At 70.4% G+C, this 15,743-nt stretch carries 15 protein-coding genes; 6 read left to right on the forward strand and 9 right to left on the reverse strand.

From position 1 onward, the window contains the following. Position 1: 1 nt before the first annotated feature. Positions 2 to 658 carry an MBL fold metallo-hydrolase gene (locus ACFYP5_RS05990; RefSeq protein WP_389031191.1) on the forward strand — a complete coding sequence of 219 codons (657 nt, stop codon included), beginning with the start codon at positions 2 to 4 and terminating at the stop codon, positions 656 to 658. A gap of 54 nt (positions 659 to 712) precedes the next feature. On the opposite strand, the gene ACFYP5_RS05995 is transcribed toward ACFYP5_RS05990, so the two are convergent. From ACFYP5_RS05995 to ACFYP5_RS06015, 5 genes are all read right to left on the reverse strand, one after another. Next, positions 713 to 1,714 carry a TerC family protein gene (locus ACFYP5_RS05995; protein ID WP_389031193.1) on the reverse strand — a complete coding sequence of 334 codons (1,002 nt, stop codon included), beginning with the start codon at positions 1,712 to 1,714 and terminating at the stop codon, positions 713 to 715. Positions 1,715 to 1,968: 254 nt separating this feature from the next. Then, the gene (locus ACFYP5_RS06000; protein WP_389031195.1) at positions 1,969 to 3,945 is read right to left on the reverse strand and encodes a TerD family protein; all 1,977 of its coding nucleotides are present in this window, start codon (positions 3,943 to 3,945) and stop codon (positions 1,969 to 1,971) included. Positions 3,946 to 4,108: 163 nt separating this feature from the next. Then, the gene (locus ACFYP5_RS06005) at positions 4,109 to 4,687 is read right to left on the reverse strand and encodes a TerD family protein (RefSeq protein ID WP_327124342.1); all 579 of its coding nucleotides are present in this window, start codon (positions 4,685 to 4,687) and stop codon (positions 4,109 to 4,111) included. Between the two features lie 132 nt (positions 4,688 to 4,819). Then, entirely contained in the window at positions 4,820 to 6,949 is a 2,130-nt protein-coding gene (uvrB, locus tag ACFYP5_RS06010) for an excinuclease ABC subunit UvrB (RefSeq protein WP_389031197.1), read from the reverse strand. A gap of 40 nt (positions 6,950 to 6,989) precedes the next feature. Then, the gene (locus tag ACFYP5_RS06015; RefSeq protein WP_389031200.1) at positions 6,990 to 7,880 is read right to left on the reverse strand and encodes an MHYT domain-containing protein; all 891 of its coding nucleotides are present in this window, start codon (positions 7,878 to 7,880) and stop codon (positions 6,990 to 6,992) included. A gap of 215 nt (positions 7,881 to 8,095) precedes the next feature. Here ACFYP5_RS06015 and ACFYP5_RS06020 point away from each other — a divergent pair, with 215 nt between their 5' ends. The 3 genes from ACFYP5_RS06020 to ACFYP5_RS06030 all read left to right on the forward strand — a co-directional run bounded on the left by ACFYP5_RS06020 (position 8,096) and on the right by ACFYP5_RS06030 (position 11,037). After that, positions 8,096 to 9,055, forward strand: coding sequence for a glycerophosphodiester phosphodiesterase (locus ACFYP5_RS06020; protein ID WP_389031202.1), 960 nt, complete (start codon positions 8,096 to 8,098; stop codon positions 9,053 to 9,055). Between the two features lie 56 nt (positions 9,056 to 9,111). Further along, positions 9,112 to 9,678 (forward strand): methylated-DNA--[protein]-cysteine S-methyltransferase, encoded by a 567-nt coding sequence (locus ACFYP5_RS06025; protein WP_389031204.1) that lies wholly within the window; start codon positions 9,112 to 9,114, stop codon positions 9,676 to 9,678. A gap of 66 nt (positions 9,679 to 9,744) precedes the next feature. After that, the gene (locus tag ACFYP5_RS06030; protein WP_389031207.1) at positions 9,745 to 11,037 is read left to right on the forward strand and encodes an MFS transporter; all 1,293 of its coding nucleotides are present in this window, start codon (positions 9,745 to 9,747) and stop codon (positions 11,035 to 11,037) included. A gap of 92 nt (positions 11,038 to 11,129) precedes the next feature. On the opposite strand, the gene ACFYP5_RS06035 is transcribed toward ACFYP5_RS06030, so the two are convergent. Next, positions 11,130 to 11,492: a cupin domain-containing protein gene (locus tag ACFYP5_RS06035; RefSeq protein WP_389031209.1), complete on the reverse strand. Its 363-nt coding sequence runs from the start codon at positions 11,490 to 11,492 to the stop codon at positions 11,130 to 11,132. A 150-nt stretch (positions 11,493 to 11,642) separates the two neighbouring features. Between ACFYP5_RS06035 and ACFYP5_RS06040 the strand changes: the two genes are divergently transcribed. Together ACFYP5_RS06040 and ACFYP5_RS06045 are read left to right on the forward strand one after the other, a co-directional pair. After that, positions 11,643 to 12,623 (forward strand): pseudouridine-5'-phosphate glycosidase, encoded by a 981-nt coding sequence (locus ACFYP5_RS06040; RefSeq protein ID WP_389031212.1) that lies wholly within the window; start codon positions 11,643 to 11,645, stop codon positions 12,621 to 12,623. Then, positions 12,620 to 13,516, forward strand: a complete 897-nt coding sequence (locus ACFYP5_RS06045) for a carbohydrate kinase family protein (RefSeq protein WP_389031215.1) — start codon at positions 12,620 to 12,622, stop codon at positions 13,514 to 13,516. The genes ACFYP5_RS06040 and ACFYP5_RS06045 overlap by 4 nt, the downstream gene beginning before the upstream one ends. A gap of 30 nt (positions 13,517 to 13,546) precedes the next feature. Here ACFYP5_RS06045 and ACFYP5_RS06050 read toward each other — a convergent pair whose 3' ends face one another. From ACFYP5_RS06050 to ACFYP5_RS06060, 3 genes are all read right to left on the reverse strand, one after another. Next, positions 13,547 to 14,194: a uridine kinase gene (locus ACFYP5_RS06050; protein ID WP_389031218.1), complete on the reverse strand. Its 648-nt coding sequence runs from the start codon at positions 14,192 to 14,194 to the stop codon at positions 13,547 to 13,549. Between the two features lie 176 nt (positions 14,195 to 14,370). Beyond that, the gene (locus tag ACFYP5_RS06055) at positions 14,371 to 14,886 is read right to left on the reverse strand and encodes a cupin domain-containing protein (protein ID WP_389031221.1); all 516 of its coding nucleotides are present in this window, start codon (positions 14,884 to 14,886) and stop codon (positions 14,371 to 14,373) included. Between the two features lie 111 nt (positions 14,887 to 14,997). Continuing rightward, positions 14,998 to 15,666, reverse strand: a complete 669-nt coding sequence (locus ACFYP5_RS06060; RefSeq protein ID WP_389031224.1) for a winged helix-turn-helix transcriptional regulator — start codon at positions 15,664 to 15,666, stop codon at positions 14,998 to 15,000. Positions 15,667 to 15,743: the final 77 nt, after the last annotated feature.

Consider the following 15,743-nt stretch of genomic DNA (forward strand, 5'->3'; position numbering starts at 1 on the left):
TATGACGTACAGCGGAGCGGTCAAGGTCGGCGGACCTGCGGATGTGCACGAGTTGACGGATCTGATGATCTCCAAGGTCGCCGTCGGCCCGATGAACAACAACGCCTATCTGCTGCGCTGCCGGGCCACCGGCGAGCAGCTCCTGATCGACGCGGCCAACGAGGCCGGAACCCTGCTGCGGCTGATCGGTGACGACTCCATCGCGTCCGTCGTCACCACCCATCAGCACGGCGACCACTGGCAGGCGCTGGCCGAGGTGGTGGCGGCCACCGGTGCGCGTACCTACGCCGGGCGGTACGACGCCGAGGGCATCCCGGTCCCGACCGATGTCCTCGTCGACGACAACGGCACGATCCGGGTGGGGCAGGTCACGCTGACCGCTCGCCATCTGGTCGGCCACACCCCGGGCTCCATCGCGCTCGTCTACGACGATCCGCACGGCGCTCCGCACCTGTTCACCGGGGACTGCCTCTTCCCCGGCGGGGTCGGCAATACGCACAAGGACCCCGAGGCGTTCGCGAGCCTGCTCCACGACGTGGAGACCAAGCTCTTCGACCAGCTGCCCGACGAGACCTGGGTCTATCCGGGCCACGGCCACGACACCACGCTCGGTGACGAGCGACCGCAGTTGCCCGAGTGGCGCGCACGCGGCTGGTGAGGGAAAGGCAAGGGCGAGCGGCTCTGCCGCCCGCCCTTGGTTCCCCCGCCCGGATCAGGCGTCGATGCTGGAACTCTTCTCCGCCGCCCGGCCGGCCTCCGCGGCCTCCGCCGCCTCCTGCTTCTTGTTGGCGATGAGGCTGGTGATCGTGGTGATCACCAGTACCGCGCAGATGAAGCCGAGCGAGACGGGGATCGAGATCTCGGGGACATGCACCCCGGACTCGTGCAGGGCGTGCAGCACCAGCTTGACGCCGATGAAGCCGAGGATGACCGAGAGCCCGTAGCTGAGGTGCACCAGCTTCTTCAGCAGACCGCCGATCAGGAAGTACAGCTGTCGCAGTCCCATCAGCGCGAAGGCGTTGGCGGTGAAGACGATGTACGGGTCCTGGGTCAGGCCGAAGATCGCGGGGATCGAGTCCAGCGCGAACAGCACATCGGTGGTGCCGATGGCGAGCATGACGACCATCAGCGGGGTCAGGACGCGCTTGCCGTTGTTCCTGATGAAGAGCTTGGTGCCGTGGTACCTGTCGGCGACACCGAAGCGGCGCTCGATCGACTTGAGGAGACGGTTCTCCTCGAACTCGTCCTCCTCCTCGTCGGCCCGCGCCTCCTGGATGAGCTTCCAGGCGGTGTAGATCAGGAACGCGCCGAAGATGTAGAAGACCCACGAGAAGTTCGCGATGACCGCGGCGCCCGCGGCGATGAAGATCGCCCTCAGCACCAGGGCGATCAGCACACCGACGAGCAGCACGCGCTGCTGGAGGTGGGAGGGCACCGAGAACTTGGCCATGATCAGGACGAACACGAAGAGGTTGTCGACACTGAGCGACTTCTCGGTGATGAAGCCGGCGAAGAACTCTCCCGACGCCTGAGTCTCGCCGAAGACCAGCAGGCCGAGCCCGAAGAGGGCGGCCAGCGCGATCCAGACGATCGTCCAGATTCCGGCTTCCTTCGTCGTCACGTCATGTGGTTTGCGCCCGATGAAGAAGTCGATGGCAATAAGGGCTGAAAGACCAAGAATGGTCAGTACCCAGAGGGTTCCTGAAACGTCCACTGCGCCTCCGGCAGTTCGCTACGGCTACTGATCAGCGTCGTCGCTGCCGGAGGTCTCTTCCACCCGGGCGCACGGGATGCGCACCGCGGGCCGACGCCCCGGGACCGGTCACAGTCCGTACTGACGGGCACGTCGCGTATGGGAGTACTCCCCTCCGTCCAAGGAACAGTACAGGGAATACCAAGAAAAGGTAAAGCCCAGGGTAAAGATCACCCAAAAGCCCAGGTCAGGGAGTGCTAGAGAGGCCTTTGCGCTTAAGGTCGCCGGCCCGTGCGCCGGGCAGCGGCCACCTGGGCGAGGACCTGCTCCAGGACCCGGCTGCCGGCCGGCGTCCTCAACGGCTCGTACGTCCAGGCATGGCCGACCCAGGGATCGGCCAGGTGGTCGTCGGCGACCGGGGTGATCCGCAGCAGCGACCGCCACAGCGGATCGAGCACCGGCCCGTAGGCACTCGCGTCCTCCCGGTCCGCGACCATCAGCAGATGAACGCCGACCGAGGGCCCCTCGTCGGCCAGATAGCGCAACTGGGTGACGGCCCGGTCGTCGAAGCCGTGCGGGAAGTCGTTGACGATCAGCAGTTGCTCGGCTGTGTCCAGGTCAGGCGGGAGCGAGTCGGCGGCGCCGGCCCGGATCGCCATCTGCACCAGATCGACCCGCCGGGTGAGACGGGCGAGGACCGATGCCACTCCCCCGGCACCGGCGGCGGGCGGCCCGGCGAGCACACCGGAGTTCACCAGAGGCGCGAGCGCTGCCGCCGCCGAGCCCGCGGCGTCGATGACATGGACGGAGAACTCGCCCGCGGGGTAGACGGCGAGCAGCCTGGCGGCGTGCGCGACCGCGTTGTCCATGGCGAGGCGGCGGAGCCGGTCCGTATCGATCAGAGCCGCGGCTTCGGATGCCGTACGCCCACTGTCGACCCAGATGCCGCGCTCGAGCGGCAGTCGTACGAGCAAGGGGATGTGCAGGCCGGGGTTCTCGGGCAGATGGAGGTCACCGATCCGCAGGGCCATGGGGATCTCCATGGGGACGCGGTAGGCATGCCACACGGGGTTGTCCCAGGCCGCGAACGCGGCGGGGAGCGCGGGCTCGACGACGGCGGACTCCGCGGCGAGCTGCGCGAGATCACGGTCGAGCGCCTCACGGGCCCGGTCGGTCAGCTGGTCACGCTTGGCGCGGGCCTCCTGGCGGGCCCGGTCGCCCGCCCCGCCGATCCTGTTGCGCGGATCGGACAGCGCCCGGTCGAGCTCCTGGTCCATGCGGGACTCGGCGAAGTCGACGGCGCTGCGGTACGCGGCGGTGGTGCGGGCCAGGTCCTCGAACATGCCCCACACCTGGTTGTAGAGGCGCTCCTCCATGGACCAGCCGGTCGCGTCCCCGGCGACGGGCTGCGCGGGCCGGCCAGGTTCGGCGGGGGGTGCGGTGGGCGGGGGCGGCGGGGGCGCGGTCGCCTGGCGGCGTGGGTGCGCGTAGTTGATGGGCCCCGTGGCGGGACCCGCGCCCGGCCCCGCAGCGGGGCCGCCCGCGGGGGAGTCCGTGGTGGGGCCCGTGGGGGCTGTGGGCCGGGTGGGTGCGGGGCCGGCCGGCGGGTCGACGGACGGGGCCGCGTCGCCGATCGCCGCAGTGTGGCGGACCCGGTCCCCCTCCGGGGTGCGAGGTGGGGGCGGCGCCACCGAGCGGGCCATACCCCGGGCGACCGCCTCGTGGATCGACCGGGCCAGCTCCGCCGCTCCCGACACCCCCTGGTCGGCGAGCATCGCCGCCAGGCCGCCCGCATATCCCTGGCCGACCGCGCGGACCTTCCAGTCACCCTGCCGCCGGTAGAGCTCCACGGCGGCGACCGCTGACTCGGCGTCGAGGCCGGTGAGTGTGAAGGTGGCGATCTCGGTGCCTTCGAGGCCGGTGACGGCGACGAAGGGCGCGGCGACCGCGCCGAATCTGACCGGACCGCCGGCCTCCATGGGCAGGGCCAGCAGCACGGTGACGCGGTGCACCGCGGCAGGCACGGCGTCGAGATCCACGGCCAGCCGGTGGTCGGCGGCGGCCTGCTTGGACACTTCGAGCCCGGGCAGCTGGGGCGAGCCAGGGTGGGCGATCCACTCGATGCCGTGCACGGTGCCCCGCTCGTCGCCGAGCGTGGCACCGGCCACGACGGGCGTACCGGCCGATACCCGGATCTCCAGACGGGTCTGGGGCAAGGTGTGGTTCTGCCCCCGGACCAGCTCGGCCGTCATTGCCCTGTCCCCTCGACGAGTTGATGCTGCGCGATCCGCTGCCGCGATCCGCCGTGCCGCGCGATGCCGTGCATGTGGTGCGGTGCATGTGGTGCAGCTCCCGGCGGCCGATGCCTCCGGGAGCTGCGCGTACCGATTCCGGACCCGGTCGGTCCGGCCGTGCCTACAGGTGCGGCAGGATCGCCGGCATCAGGTCCTGGAACGTACGGCCGTTGGCCGGGTTGCCGAGGGCCGTCATCTGCCACCCCGCGCCGATGCGGTGCACCTTGGCCATGATCTGGGCGGTGTACTGACCGCCGCCGTCGAGCGTGTAGCGGGCAAGCTCCTGGCCGTTGGTCTCGTCGACGATGCGGCAGAAGGCGTTCTGCACCTCCTGGAACGTCTGGCCGGTGAAGGAGTTCACCGTGAAGACGATCTGGTCGATGTGGACCGGCACGCGCTGCAGGTCGACGAGGATCGCCTCGTCGTCGCCGCCCGAACCGGCACCCCCGACCAGGTTGTCGCCGGTGTGCTTGACCGACCCGTCGTCGCTGACGAGGTGGCGGAAGAAGACCACGTCGACCGGCTGCTTGTCGGCGAACAGCACCGCCGACGCGTCCAGGTCGATCTCCCGCGTGCGCGAGCCGAACAGACCGCGGCGCGGCGCCGCCTGCCAGCCGAGTCCCATCCGTACCGCAGTCAGGGTCCCCCCGTCGCTCTTCTGCAAGCTGATGGCCTGACCCTTGGTCATGTTGACCGTCACGCGATGTCCCCTCTCCCCTTGCCCCGCATCCGTCCGTGCGCGGTTTCCCAGCACCCTACGCAGTCACGCCGAAGGCGCAGCAGCCTTGGACCGTTTTTGTGTCGGTCCTGCAACACACGCCGGTACGGCAGGTCAGGCCAGGCCCGCCTCGCGCATCTGACGCAGCTCCTTCTTCAGCTCGCCGACCTCGTCGCGCAGTCGGGCGGCCACTTCGAACTGCAGGTCCGCGGCGGCTGCCCGCATCCGGTCGGTCATCTCCTCGATGATCCCGGCGAGTTCGGTCGCGGGCCGGTCGGTGACCACCGCGCCGGCCTTCTTGGCGCCGGCCGCCCGGCCCGCCTTGCCCGCCTTGCCGGCGAGCGCGGGGACCGGCGCCTTGTCGCCCTTCGCCTGGCGGTAGCCGGTGCCGAGCAGCTCCTCGGTGTCGATCTCCTCGCGGGCGATCGTCGCGACGATGTCGTTGATCTTCTTGCGCAGCGGCTGCGGATCGATGCCGCGCTCGGTGTTGTACGCGATCTGCTTCTCCCGGCGACGGTTGGTCTCGTCGATGGCCTTCTCCATCGCCGGGGTGATCTTGTCGGCGTACATATGGACCTGGCCGGACACATTGCGGGCCGCGCGGCCGATGGTCTGGATGAGAGACGTCCCGGAGCGCAGGAAGCCCTCCTTGTCGGCGTCGAGGATGGCCACCAGGGACACCTCGGGCAGGTCGAGCCCCTCGCGCAGGAGATTGATCCCGACCAGCACGTCGTACTCACCGGCGCGCAGTTCGCGCAGCAGCTCGATGCGGCGCAGCGTGTCGACGTCACTGTGCAGATAACGGACCTGGATGCCCAGCTCCAGGAAGTAGTCCGTGAGGTCCTCGGACATCTTCTTGGTGAGGGTGGTGACCAGGACCCGCTCGTCCTTCTCGGTGCGCTTGCGGATCTCGTGCACCAGGTCGTCGATCTGACCCTCGGTGGGCTTGACGACGACCTCCGGGTCGACGAGGCCGGTGGGGCGGATGATCTGCTCCACGAACCCGTCGCCGCGGGACAGCTCGTACTTGCCCGGGGTGGCGGAGAGATAGACGGTCTGGCCGATCCGCTCCACGAACTCCTCCCACCTCAGGGGACGGTTGTCGAGGGCGGACGGCAGCCGGAAGCCGTGGTCGACGAGGCTGCGCTTGCGGGAGGCGTCACCCTCGTACATCGCGCCGATCTGCGGCACCGTGACATGCGACTCGTCGATGACGAGCAGGAAGTCCTCGGGGAAGTAGTCGAGGAGGGTGTTGGGGGCGGTGCCGGGCTCACGGCCGTCCATGTGCATCGAGTAGTTCTCGATACCGGAGCAGGTACCGATCTGGCGCATCATCTCGATGTCGTACGTGGTGCGCATCCGCAGCCGCTGGGCCTCCAGCAGCTTGCCCTGCTTCTCCAGCTCGGCAAGGCGGAGCTCCAGCTCCTGCTCGATGCCGTTGACGGCCTTCTCCATGCGCTCGGGTCCCGCCACGTAGTGGCTGGCGGGGAAGACGTAGAGCTCGTCGTCCTCGCTGATGACCTCGCCGGTGAGTGGATGGAGGGTGGAGAGCGCCTCGATCTCGTCGCCGAACATCTCGATGCGGACGGCGAGCTCCTCGTAGACCGGGAAGATCTCGATGGTGTCGCCGCGCACCCGGAAGGTGCCCCGGGTGAACGCGATGTCGTTGCGGGTGTACTGGATCTCCACGAAGCGGCGCAGCAGCTGGTCGCGGTCGATCTCGTCGCCCACCTTGAGCGGGACCATGCGGTCCACGTACTCCTGCGGCGTACCGAGACCGTAGATGCAGGAGACCGAGGCGACCACGACCACGTCGCGGCGGGTGAGCAGCGAATTCGTCGCGGAGTGGCGCAACCGCTCGACTTCGTCGTTGATCGACGAATCCTTCTCGATGTACGTGTCCGACTGCGGAATGTACGCCTCGGGCTGGTAGTAGTCGTAGTAGGAGACGAAGTACTCGACGGCGTTGTTGGGGAGCAGTTCGCGGAACTCGTTCGCCAGCTGGGCCGCGAGGGTCTTGTTCGGCGCCATCACGAGGGTCGGGCGCTGGAGCTTCTCGATCATCCAGGCGGTGGTCGCCGATTTCCCGGTGCCGGTCGCGCCGAGCAGCACCACATCCTTCTCACCTGCCCGGATGCGCCGTTCCAGCTCGGCGATGGCCGTGGGCTGGTCGCCGCTGGGCTGGTAGGGACTGACGACCTCGAAAGGCGCCACCGAACGTTCGATCTTCGAAACGGGCCGCATGGAACCACCGTACGACCCCCCACTGACAACCGGGGTCCGGTCACCGGTCCCGCGACGGCGGGGTGTGCTGACGCTGCGACTGGAAGGACGCCGGGTCGGCGTAGGTGCCGAACCGCGGGACCTGCCGCTGGACGGGGATGCCGGGGGCCCGGCCGATGCCGTGGGTGCCCTGTCCCGCCAGGTCGGTGCGGTCCGGCTCGCCCATCACCATCAGGGGATCGAACATCACGACCACGGCGGCGAGCAGGAGGAAGCAGCCGGGGCCGATCAGCAGCGGGATCAGGGGTGCGGTCGGCGGGCGGTCGGCCGCGTTGCCGGTGACGGCGGAGTGCAGATGGACACTGAGTGCGGCCATGCCCGTGTAGTGCATCCCGCTCACCGCCACGCCCATCACCACACTGGCACCGAGGCTGGGCAGGAAGCCGCGGATGGAGACGGCCGCCCAGAGTGCGACCGTCGCGGCGACCACGGCGATGACGACGGAGAGCGCGACGGTGAGCGTGTCGTACTCGAACTGCCCCCGGAGGCGCATTCCTGCCATGCCGAGGTAGTGCATGGTGGCCACGCCGAGGCCGGTGATGGTGCCGCCGGTGACCATGGCCATCCAGGTCACGCCCTGGTACCCGACGATGAAGATGCCGATGCCGACCATGACGATCGCGACGGCCAGGCTGGCGAAGGTGATCGGGACGTCGTACTCGATCGGCACCTCGTCGACGCTGAATCCCATCATCGCGATGAAGTGCATGGTCCAGATGCCGGAGCCTATGGACGTCGCCCCGAGAGCCAGCCAGCCGGCCTTGAAGGAATGCTCGGTCCGCAGCGACCGCGTCGTGCAGCGCAACCCCAGGGCCGCGCCGAGGCACGCCATGAGGAAGGCCGCAGCGGGCGTCACCATCCCATAGCTGAAGCCGTCGATTGTGCCCTGCATGCTCGTACGCCCTTCGAGTGAAGCCCGGGTTCGGGGTGACCCTAAGGCGCAATGCCCGGCAAACAAACAGAAGACCTGCATTTTATCGGCAGCTCAATCGGCCAGAGACCCGGTCTCGGCTCTTCCGTTCATGTCGTGGCCATCCTTCGCCGGTCCGTCGTTCGGGGGCGGCTGTCACTCTCGGCCCGGACGGAACTCTGACGCAAGGAGTACACGTGTACGCACGCACCGCCACCGCCTCCCTCGCCGCCGCCGCCCTGCTGGGCGCCGGCGCGCTGCTGCTGATCCCCCACTCGCAGGCCTCGGATTCCGGAACGGACACGGCTGCGGGTGCGCGCATGGACACGAGCACGGAGAAAGTCATCCGGACCGTCGTGAACACGCGGGCCATTCCGACACCCGGTGCCCCGGTCGTCCTCGCCCACCGGGGTGCATCGGCGTATGCGCCGGAGAACACCCTGGCCGCCGTCGACCGGGCCAACCACCTCGGCTTCGACTGGGTGGAGAACGACGTCCAGCTCACCAAGGACGGAGTGCTGGTCGTCATCCACGACACCGACCTGAAGCGGACCACCGACGTCGAGAAGGTCTTCCCGAAGCGCGCACCGTGGGCGGTCAAGGACTTCACGGCCGCGGAGATCGCCCGACTGGACGCGGGCAGCTGGTTCGGCGCCCGGTACGCCGGGACCCGGATCCCCACGCTCACGCAGTACCTGGACCGGATCGAGCGCAACGACCAGAACCTGCTGCTGGAGATCAAGAGCCCGCAGAGCTACCCGGGCATCGAGAAGGAGACGCTGCGGGTGCTGCGCCAGAAGGGGTGGCTGGACGCCCGTCACGTCAGGTACCGGCTGGTGATCCAGAGCTTCAGCGCCGGCAGCATCAAGAAGGTGCATGAGCAGCGTCCCGACGTCACCACCGGTTTCCTGGGCACCCCCGCGGTTGCCGATCTGAAGACGTACGCGGCGTTCACCGACCAGATCAACCCGTCGTACGGGTCGATCAGCTCCCGCTATGTGGCGGCGGCGCACGCGCTGGAGGGCGCGCACGGCAGGAAGCTCCGGGTCAACACATGGACGGTCGACGACGCGGCCACCGCCAGGAAGGTGGACGGGTTCCACGTCGACGGGATCATCACCAACACCCCTGACGTGGTGCGCAGGGCCACCGACTGACAGCCGGCGGAGCATCTCCTCCTGCGCTGTCGGTGGCCGGCCGTACGGTGGTTTCCATGAACAGCAACGGGGATGCCGGCAACGACACCGGTGGGACCGTCGAGTGGACCGTCGTCGGCAGCGACATCGGCCCGCTGCTCCTCGCCGCGACGGGCGCGGGGCTGGTGAGCGTCGTCTTCCACGCCGTCCCGGCGGTGCGGGACAGGGCGGTCGCGCAGCTGCGGGCCCGACTCGGTGCGGAGCCGGTGGAGACACCTGGCTCCGGCCGCCTCACCGAGCCGGTACGCCAGCTCGCGGAGTACTTCACGGGTTCGTTGCGGGAGTTCTCCCTCCCGCTGGACTGGTCGTTGACGTCCGGCTTCAACCGTCAGGTGCTCCGCGAGCTCGCGGCGGGTGTGCCGTACGGAACGGTCGTCGGGTACGGGGATCTCGCCAGACGTGTCGGACAGCCGGGAGCGGCCCAGGCGGTCGGGGCGGCCATGGGGTCCAACCCGCTGCCGGTGGTGGTTCCGTGCCACCGGGTGGTGGAGAGCGACGGCGGGCTGGGCGGCTTCGGCGGCGGCCTGGAGACCAAGCGGCAGCTGCTGGCGCTGGAGGGGGTCCTGCCGCAGCCGCTGTTCTGAGGCCGCTCGCCACGGCCGCCCCCGGACCCGTTTTCGCACCTGCATGCGAGCTGGCACACTCGGTCGGTGACCAACGCCCTCGACGCACCTGACACCCCCGCCGGGCCCGGCTCTCCCGTCACCGCGGCGGAACTCCCCGCCCTGCGGCGCCGGACGTCGGCGGTGCTCATCGCCAGCCAGATACTCGGCGGGCTCGGCGTGCCCATCGGTATCGCGCTGGCCCCGGTACTGGCGACGGAGGTGAGCGGATCGGAGGCGCTGTCCGGTCTCGCCCCGACGGCGTCGGTGACCGGTACGGCGCTGCTCTCGCTGCCGCTGGCCGCGCTGATGACCTCGCGGGGCCGGCGCCCCGGCCTCGTACTGGCCTATCTGATCGGTGCGCTCGGCGCGGCCCTGGTGGTCCTGGCCACCGTCGTGGGCAGTTTCCCGTTGCTGCTGCTCGGCATGGCCGGGTTCGGTGCCGGTTCGTCGGCCAATCTGCAGGCCCGCTTCGCCGCCGCCGACCTGGCCGAGCCGGACCGTCGAGCACGGGCGATCTCCACCGTCATCTGGGCCACCACGATCGGTTCGGTCCTCGGGCCCAACATCGCGGCTCCGGCGGGCCATGTCTTCCGTGGCACATCCATATCCGAGACGGCCGGACCGTTCCTCATGGCGGCGGCGATCTTCCTGCTCGCCGCGGTGGTGGTCGGGGTGCTGCTGCGGCCCGATCCGCTGCTCACCGCACGGGCGCTGGCGCCGCAGGACGGCCGGTCCGCGGGCGGCCGTTCGCTGCGTGCCGGCCTGGCGGCGGTGCGGGCCTCGCCGATGGCCCGGCTTGCGCTGCTGACGGTTGCCGTTTCGCACACCGCGATGGTGTCGATCATGGTGATGACCCCGGTCCACCTGGGCCACCACGGCGCGGACCTCGAGCTGATCGGCCTGGTCATCAGCGGTCATATCGCGGGCATGTACGCGTTCTCGCCGGTGATGGGCTGGCTCGCCGACAGGTTCGGACGGCTCGCCGTGATCGGACTGGCGGCCGGGCTGCTGTCCTGTGCGGCGCTGCTGGCCGGCACCGCCGGCCCCAGCCACGGCCGGACGGCCGCCGGCCTGTTCGTGCTCGGTCTCGGCTGGTCGGCGGGGCTGGTCGCCGGGTCGGCGCTCCTCACCGACTCCGTACCGCAGCCCGCCCGCGCCGCCGTGCAGGGCCTGTCCGACCTCACCATGAACACGGCGGCGGGCATCGGCGGTGCGGTCGCAGGGGTGATCGTCTCCCAGGCGAGCTACGGCTGGCTGAACGCGGTCGGCGCGTGCCTGTTGCTGCCGATGGCGGCACTGACACTTCGCCGCGCGCTGACCCGGCCCGCCGCCGCCTGACCGGGCGGGATCCGCAGGACCGACATCGCGGGACGGGGGCCGCGAGGCAGGACAGCCCCGTCCCGGCCCGGCCAGGGACAGACCTCGGGACTTCAGAGGCTGATGTGGTACGCCTTGCGCAGCGTCTCGTGCACGGTCCAGGTCGTACGGTCGCCCTCGCGCAGGACGCAGGCGTCACCGGGACCGATCTGCAGTGTCGCGCCGTTCTCGACCGCTACGGTCGCGCGCCCGCTGACGACCACGAACAGTTCGTCTGCCTCGGTGTCGGTGACCACGCCCGGCGTGATCTGCCAGATGCCCCGCACCTGCTTGCCGTCGGCGGACTCCCACAGCACCTTGCCGGTCACCACGGGCTCACCCGAGACGATCTGCCCGGGGTCGAGCGGCTCCGGCTCGAGCTCGGCGTCGGGGATGTGCACGGCGAAGGAGGTGGGAGCTTGATCAAATATGGTCATGGCCGGTCACCCTAGCGACCGCTGCAGGACGTCTCGCGACCAGGACCGGCCGCAGGGGCCGGACCCGCCCGACTCGTGCCGCACGGTCCGACGGCCGTTCGGGTCCCGGGGCACGTTTGAGGGAAGCCCGGCCGCGACAGGGATGTGGACATGTCACTGAATGCGCCGGACAGCGCCCACCCGTACGTACCGGTCCTCTCCGCCGAGGTACAGGAGGCCCTCGCAGCGCACCGCCCCGCCGTGGCCCTGGAGTCGACGATCATCGCGCACGGGCTGCCGCGCCCTCGAAATCGGCGGGTCGCGGAAGAGCTGGAGGGGCTCATGCGATCCGCGGGCGCCGTCCCAGCGACCATCGCCGTACTGGACGGACGAGCCCATATCGGCCTGGACAAGGACCAGTTGGAAAGGGTTGCCGACGATCCGGCGATGCGGAAGCTCGGGCACCGCGACCTGGCACCGGCACTGGCGGCCGGTGCGAGCGGGGCGACGACCGTGTCCGCGACCGCGTTCCTCGCGGCCCGCGCGGGCCTGCGCGTCTTCGCGACCGGCGGCCTCGGCGGCGTACACCGGGACTGGACCGCGACCCAGGACGAGTCCGCGGATCTCCGGCTGCTTGCCGGCACCGACATCACGGTGGTGTGCGCCGGCGTGAAGTCGATCCTGGACGTCCCGGCCACGCTGCAGCGCCTGGAGACGCTCGGGGTCGGCGTGCTCGGCTACGGCACGGAGTACTTCCCCGGTTTCTATCTGAGCAGCTCGGGCGAGCCCGTCGACTGGACGGTGCGTACGCCGGAGGAGGTCGTGGAGGTGATGCGGGCCAGGGAGACCCTGGGCGGTCCCGCCGCGGCGCTGATCGTCGCCAACCCCGTGCCGCAGAAGGATCAGCTGGATCCCGCCCTGCACGACCGGGTGCTGACCCAGGCGCTGGACGCGTGCCGGGAGCGCGGCATCGTGGGGCAGGCCGTCACGCCGTTCCTGCTGGACCACCTGATGCAGCAAACGGGAGGGGCTTCGTTGGAGGCCAACCTGGCGGCCGTACGCGGAAACGTATCCCTTGCTGCGCGGATCGCGGTTGCCCGGTCCGCCGCCGGGCACGGAACAGCCGGGCCGATGGCGGCGGCCGCGCAATGACCGACGGCGGTCTCCTCGTCGTCGGGGACGTGGTCACGGATGTGGTGGCGCGGCACGGGGGGCCTCTCGTGCACGGCACGGACACGGTGGCCCGGATCAGCACGCTGCCGGGTGGGGCCGGTGCCAATGTCGCCTGCTGGGCGGTGCGTTCGGGCTGCCGGGACGTACGACTGCTGGCACGGGTGGGCGCCGACTCCGCCGCCTGGCACGAGGATGTGCTGCGCCGGGCGGGGGTACGTCCGCTGCTGGCCGTGGACGACGAGGCGCCGACCGCCACCGTCGTCGCGCTCGTCGACTCCGCCGCCGAGCGCACCTTCCTCACCGACAGCGGCGCCGTGCTGCGTCTGTCCCCCGACAACTGGTCGCCTTCGATGCTCGACGGCATCGCCCATCTTCATGTCTCCGGCTACCTCCTCTTCGCCGCCACGAGTCGCGCGACGGTCCTGCTCGCCCTGCGGGAGGCCCGGCGGCGTTCCATCCCGGCGAGCGTGGACCCCGCCTCCGCGGGCTTCCTCGCCGAGCTCGGTGTCGGCCCGTTCCTGACGGCCGTGGAGGGGACGGAGCTGCTGCTGCCGAACGCGGACGAGGCCCGGCTTCTCACCGGCCTTCCCGAAACAGCCGATGCCGCGGCCAAGTTGAGCCTTCTGATTCCCAAGGTCGTCGTCACCCTGGGCGAGGAGGGAGCCCTGCTGGCCACCGGAGGGACGGTGACCGGGCGTGTTCCGGCCGTCCCGGTGCGCGGAGCGGTGGACTCGACGGGGGCCGGCGACGCCTTCACCGGAGGGTTCCTTGCGGCACGGCTGGCCGGGGCGGACGACGCCACGGCCACGGCGGCGGGCTGCCGGTCGGGGGCCGAGGCGGTCACGACGGTCGGCGGCCGCCCCGGTACGTGACCTCGAGGCCTTTTCCTGACCGGACAGCCTCTAACTCTCCTGGGGCAGACCGGTCCAGGCCGGATGGAGCGGATCGTCGGCCCGGACGACCACGTCCGCGCGCCCGGCGGGCGCCACCTCGTTCTCGTACCGCGCGAAGGCCGGCAGGGTCCACCGCCCGCTCTCCTCGGTACGCCGCCGCAACGCACCGGGCGAGAGCCGCAGGTGGACGCTGGCGTCGAACGGGAACCAGTGCCCGAGCAGCAACGGCCCATGTACCACCAGCACACCGCCCTCCGGGAGCCGCTGGTACGGACTGCGGGTGGCCCGGTCCGTCGCAGGGTCCCAGAGATCGGGCAGCACGCGCCCGCTGCCGCCCGCCTCCAGCGGTCCGAAGACCTCGCGCCACAGCGCACCCGTGTCCAACCAGCTGTCGAAGTACGAGTCGGGGTCCTCCTTGCCGTACTCGTACCGCAGACTCGCCGGGCGCAGGAACCCCTGGGTGGACACGACGAACACCGCACGGCCGCGGATCCGCAGCGCCTCGGCGACACGCTCCGCCAGCTCCCCGGTGCGGGCGGCCGGAGCGCCGTCGACAGCGACCTTGAGCCACGGCCCGCCGTCGGCCGGCCTCAGCCCGTCGGCGTGCGCGGCAAACGCTTCGGCCAGCCGTTCCCAGGTGATCGGTTCAAGTCGCACCCGTCCATCATCGCTCCCGGCGCCGTGCGCCGGCGGCGAGGGGCTGCCCGCAGTTCCGCTCGGGATCCGCAGGGTGGGCGCCGAGCACGCGCAGCGTCCCCGGAGGCGTACGGGGGACGCGGGACGCTCGCCGGCCGACGGCCGGCGACGGCGGTGGGCGAGCGTCCCCCCTCATGTCACCTCTTCGCGCCGCAGTCCACCGCATCGGCGTCGTCGGAGAGCGCACTGCCCTCGGGCAGGAGATAGGTCACCCAGAGCACGACCGGCTCGGTGCCGAGGTTACGTCCGATGTGGCGGTGGTGGGCGCCGGCCGGCTCGATGAACGACGTGCCCGCGGGCGTCACCTCGACCGAGCAGTCGTCCAGTGTGCGCGTCAGCGTCCCCGATTTGACGACCGCGATCAACTGACCGCTGTGGGTGTGCCAGCCTGTGGAGCCGCCCGGCTCCACAGTGATCGTCCGGAAGGTCACATCCGTACGGCCCTTCGGCGTCTTGACCTTCAACTTCCCGGTCGACGTGCCCTTCGCGACCATGGTGCCGCTCACCCCGCTGCCGGGGGTGGCGACGGCCGCCGACGGTGCGAAGCCAAGTGCGGCCACGCAGCCACCGACGACCAGGGCCTTACCGAGTCGCACCTGCTGCCCGCGCTGATCCTGCCGTTCCCGCCGCTCCTGTTGTCTGCCGATCCTCATGCGAACCCTCTCCGCCTCGACGTCCGGGACATCCCAAATGCCCCGACGCTACCCGGAAGTTGACACGCGGAATCATCCGGACACGACGGTCGTGCGACAGTCACACGATGGTCATTCGCCTCGAAGCTCCGCTGCCAGCGGCCCCTCGCCCACGACCTCGATCCGTCCGTCCTTCACGACCTCGGCGAGCGTGCAGTCGCCCCGCCCGAGCGCGAGGCAGAGCTCGACGTCGAGCGTGATCCGGGCATCGGCGTGAGCGGCGGGCCCATCCCCGTACACCCCCTCACCGTCGGCCGGTCCACCCACCCGCACGTGGAACTCCCCCTCGTCGAGGTGGACTTCGACGACTCCTCGGTGAGTCAGACCCTCCAGCACCCGCAACAGCGGAAGCGCGAACCAGTGGGCCCGCACCGCGTCCGTCGGCCGCCGTTCGCCGATCGCGGGCGCGCCCCACTCGGCGAGCGCGGCGAGGACCGGCAGCAACCCGTGGCCGCGCTCGGTCAGTTCGTACACCGAGGCGGCGGCGGGCGGCGGCAGCCGTCGGCGGGTGGCCAGGCCGCTCTGCTCCATGTCCTTGAGGCGGGAGGCGAGGACGTCCGTACTGACGCCGGGAAGGTCCGCGTGCAGATCGGTGTAGCGGCGTGGTCCGGCCAGCAGTTCACGGACTATCAGCAGGGTCCACCGGTCGCCGACGGAGTCGAGGGCCCGGGCGGTGGCGCAGAACTGGTCGTAACTTCGGCGGCGCGCGGAGCGTGCGGGCGGCTGCTGCTGACGTGGCATGCGACGCAGTCTAGACATGTTGTTGGACTTTCCAAGCCCGAGCTTGGTAAAACCAAGTATCGCAATCAGGTCGGGGA

The sequence above is a fragment of the Streptomyces sp. NPDC005262 genome (genome assembly GCF_042872425.1).
Classification (GTDB): domain Bacteria; phylum Actinomycetota; class Actinomycetes; order Streptomycetales; family Streptomycetaceae; genus Streptomyces.

Coding starts and splice junctions, on each gene's coding strand:
- uvrB (WP_389031197.1), bottom strand. CDS start 6,949: ATGCGGCCCGTTTCGAAGATCGAACGTTCGGTGGCGCCTTTCGAGGTC.
- ACFYP5_RS06060 (WP_389031224.1), bottom strand. CDS start 15,666: ATGCCACGTCAGCAGCAGCCGCCCGCACGCTCCGCGCGCCGCCGAAGT.
- ACFYP5_RS06035 (WP_389031209.1), bottom strand. CDS start 11,492: ATGACCATATTTGATCAAGCTCCCACCTCCTTCGCCGTGCACATCCCC.
- ACFYP5_RS06000 (WP_389031195.1), bottom strand. CDS start 3,945: ATGACGGCCGAGCTGGTCCGGGGGCAGAACCACACCTTGCCCCAGACC.
- ACFYP5_RS06040 (WP_389031212.1), top strand. CDS start 11,643: ATGTCACTGAATGCGCCGGACAGCGCCCACCCGTACGTACCGGTCCTC.
- ACFYP5_RS06025 (WP_389031204.1), top strand. CDS start 9,112: ATGAACAGCAACGGGGATGCCGGCAACGACACCGGTGGGACCGTCGAG.
- ACFYP5_RS06045 (WP_389031215.1), top strand. CDS start 12,620: ATGACCGACGGCGGTCTCCTCGTCGTCGGGGACGTGGTCACGGATGTG.
- ACFYP5_RS05990 (WP_389031191.1), top strand. CDS start 2: ATGACGTACAGCGGAGCGGTCAAGGTCGGCGGACCTGCGGATGTGCAC.
- ACFYP5_RS06055 (WP_389031221.1), bottom strand. CDS start 14,886: ATGAGGATCGGCAGACAACAGGAGCGGCGGGAACGGCAGGATCAGCGC.
- ACFYP5_RS06015 (WP_389031200.1), bottom strand. CDS start 7,880: ATGCAGGGCACAATCGACGGCTTCAGCTATGGGATGGTGACGCCCGCT.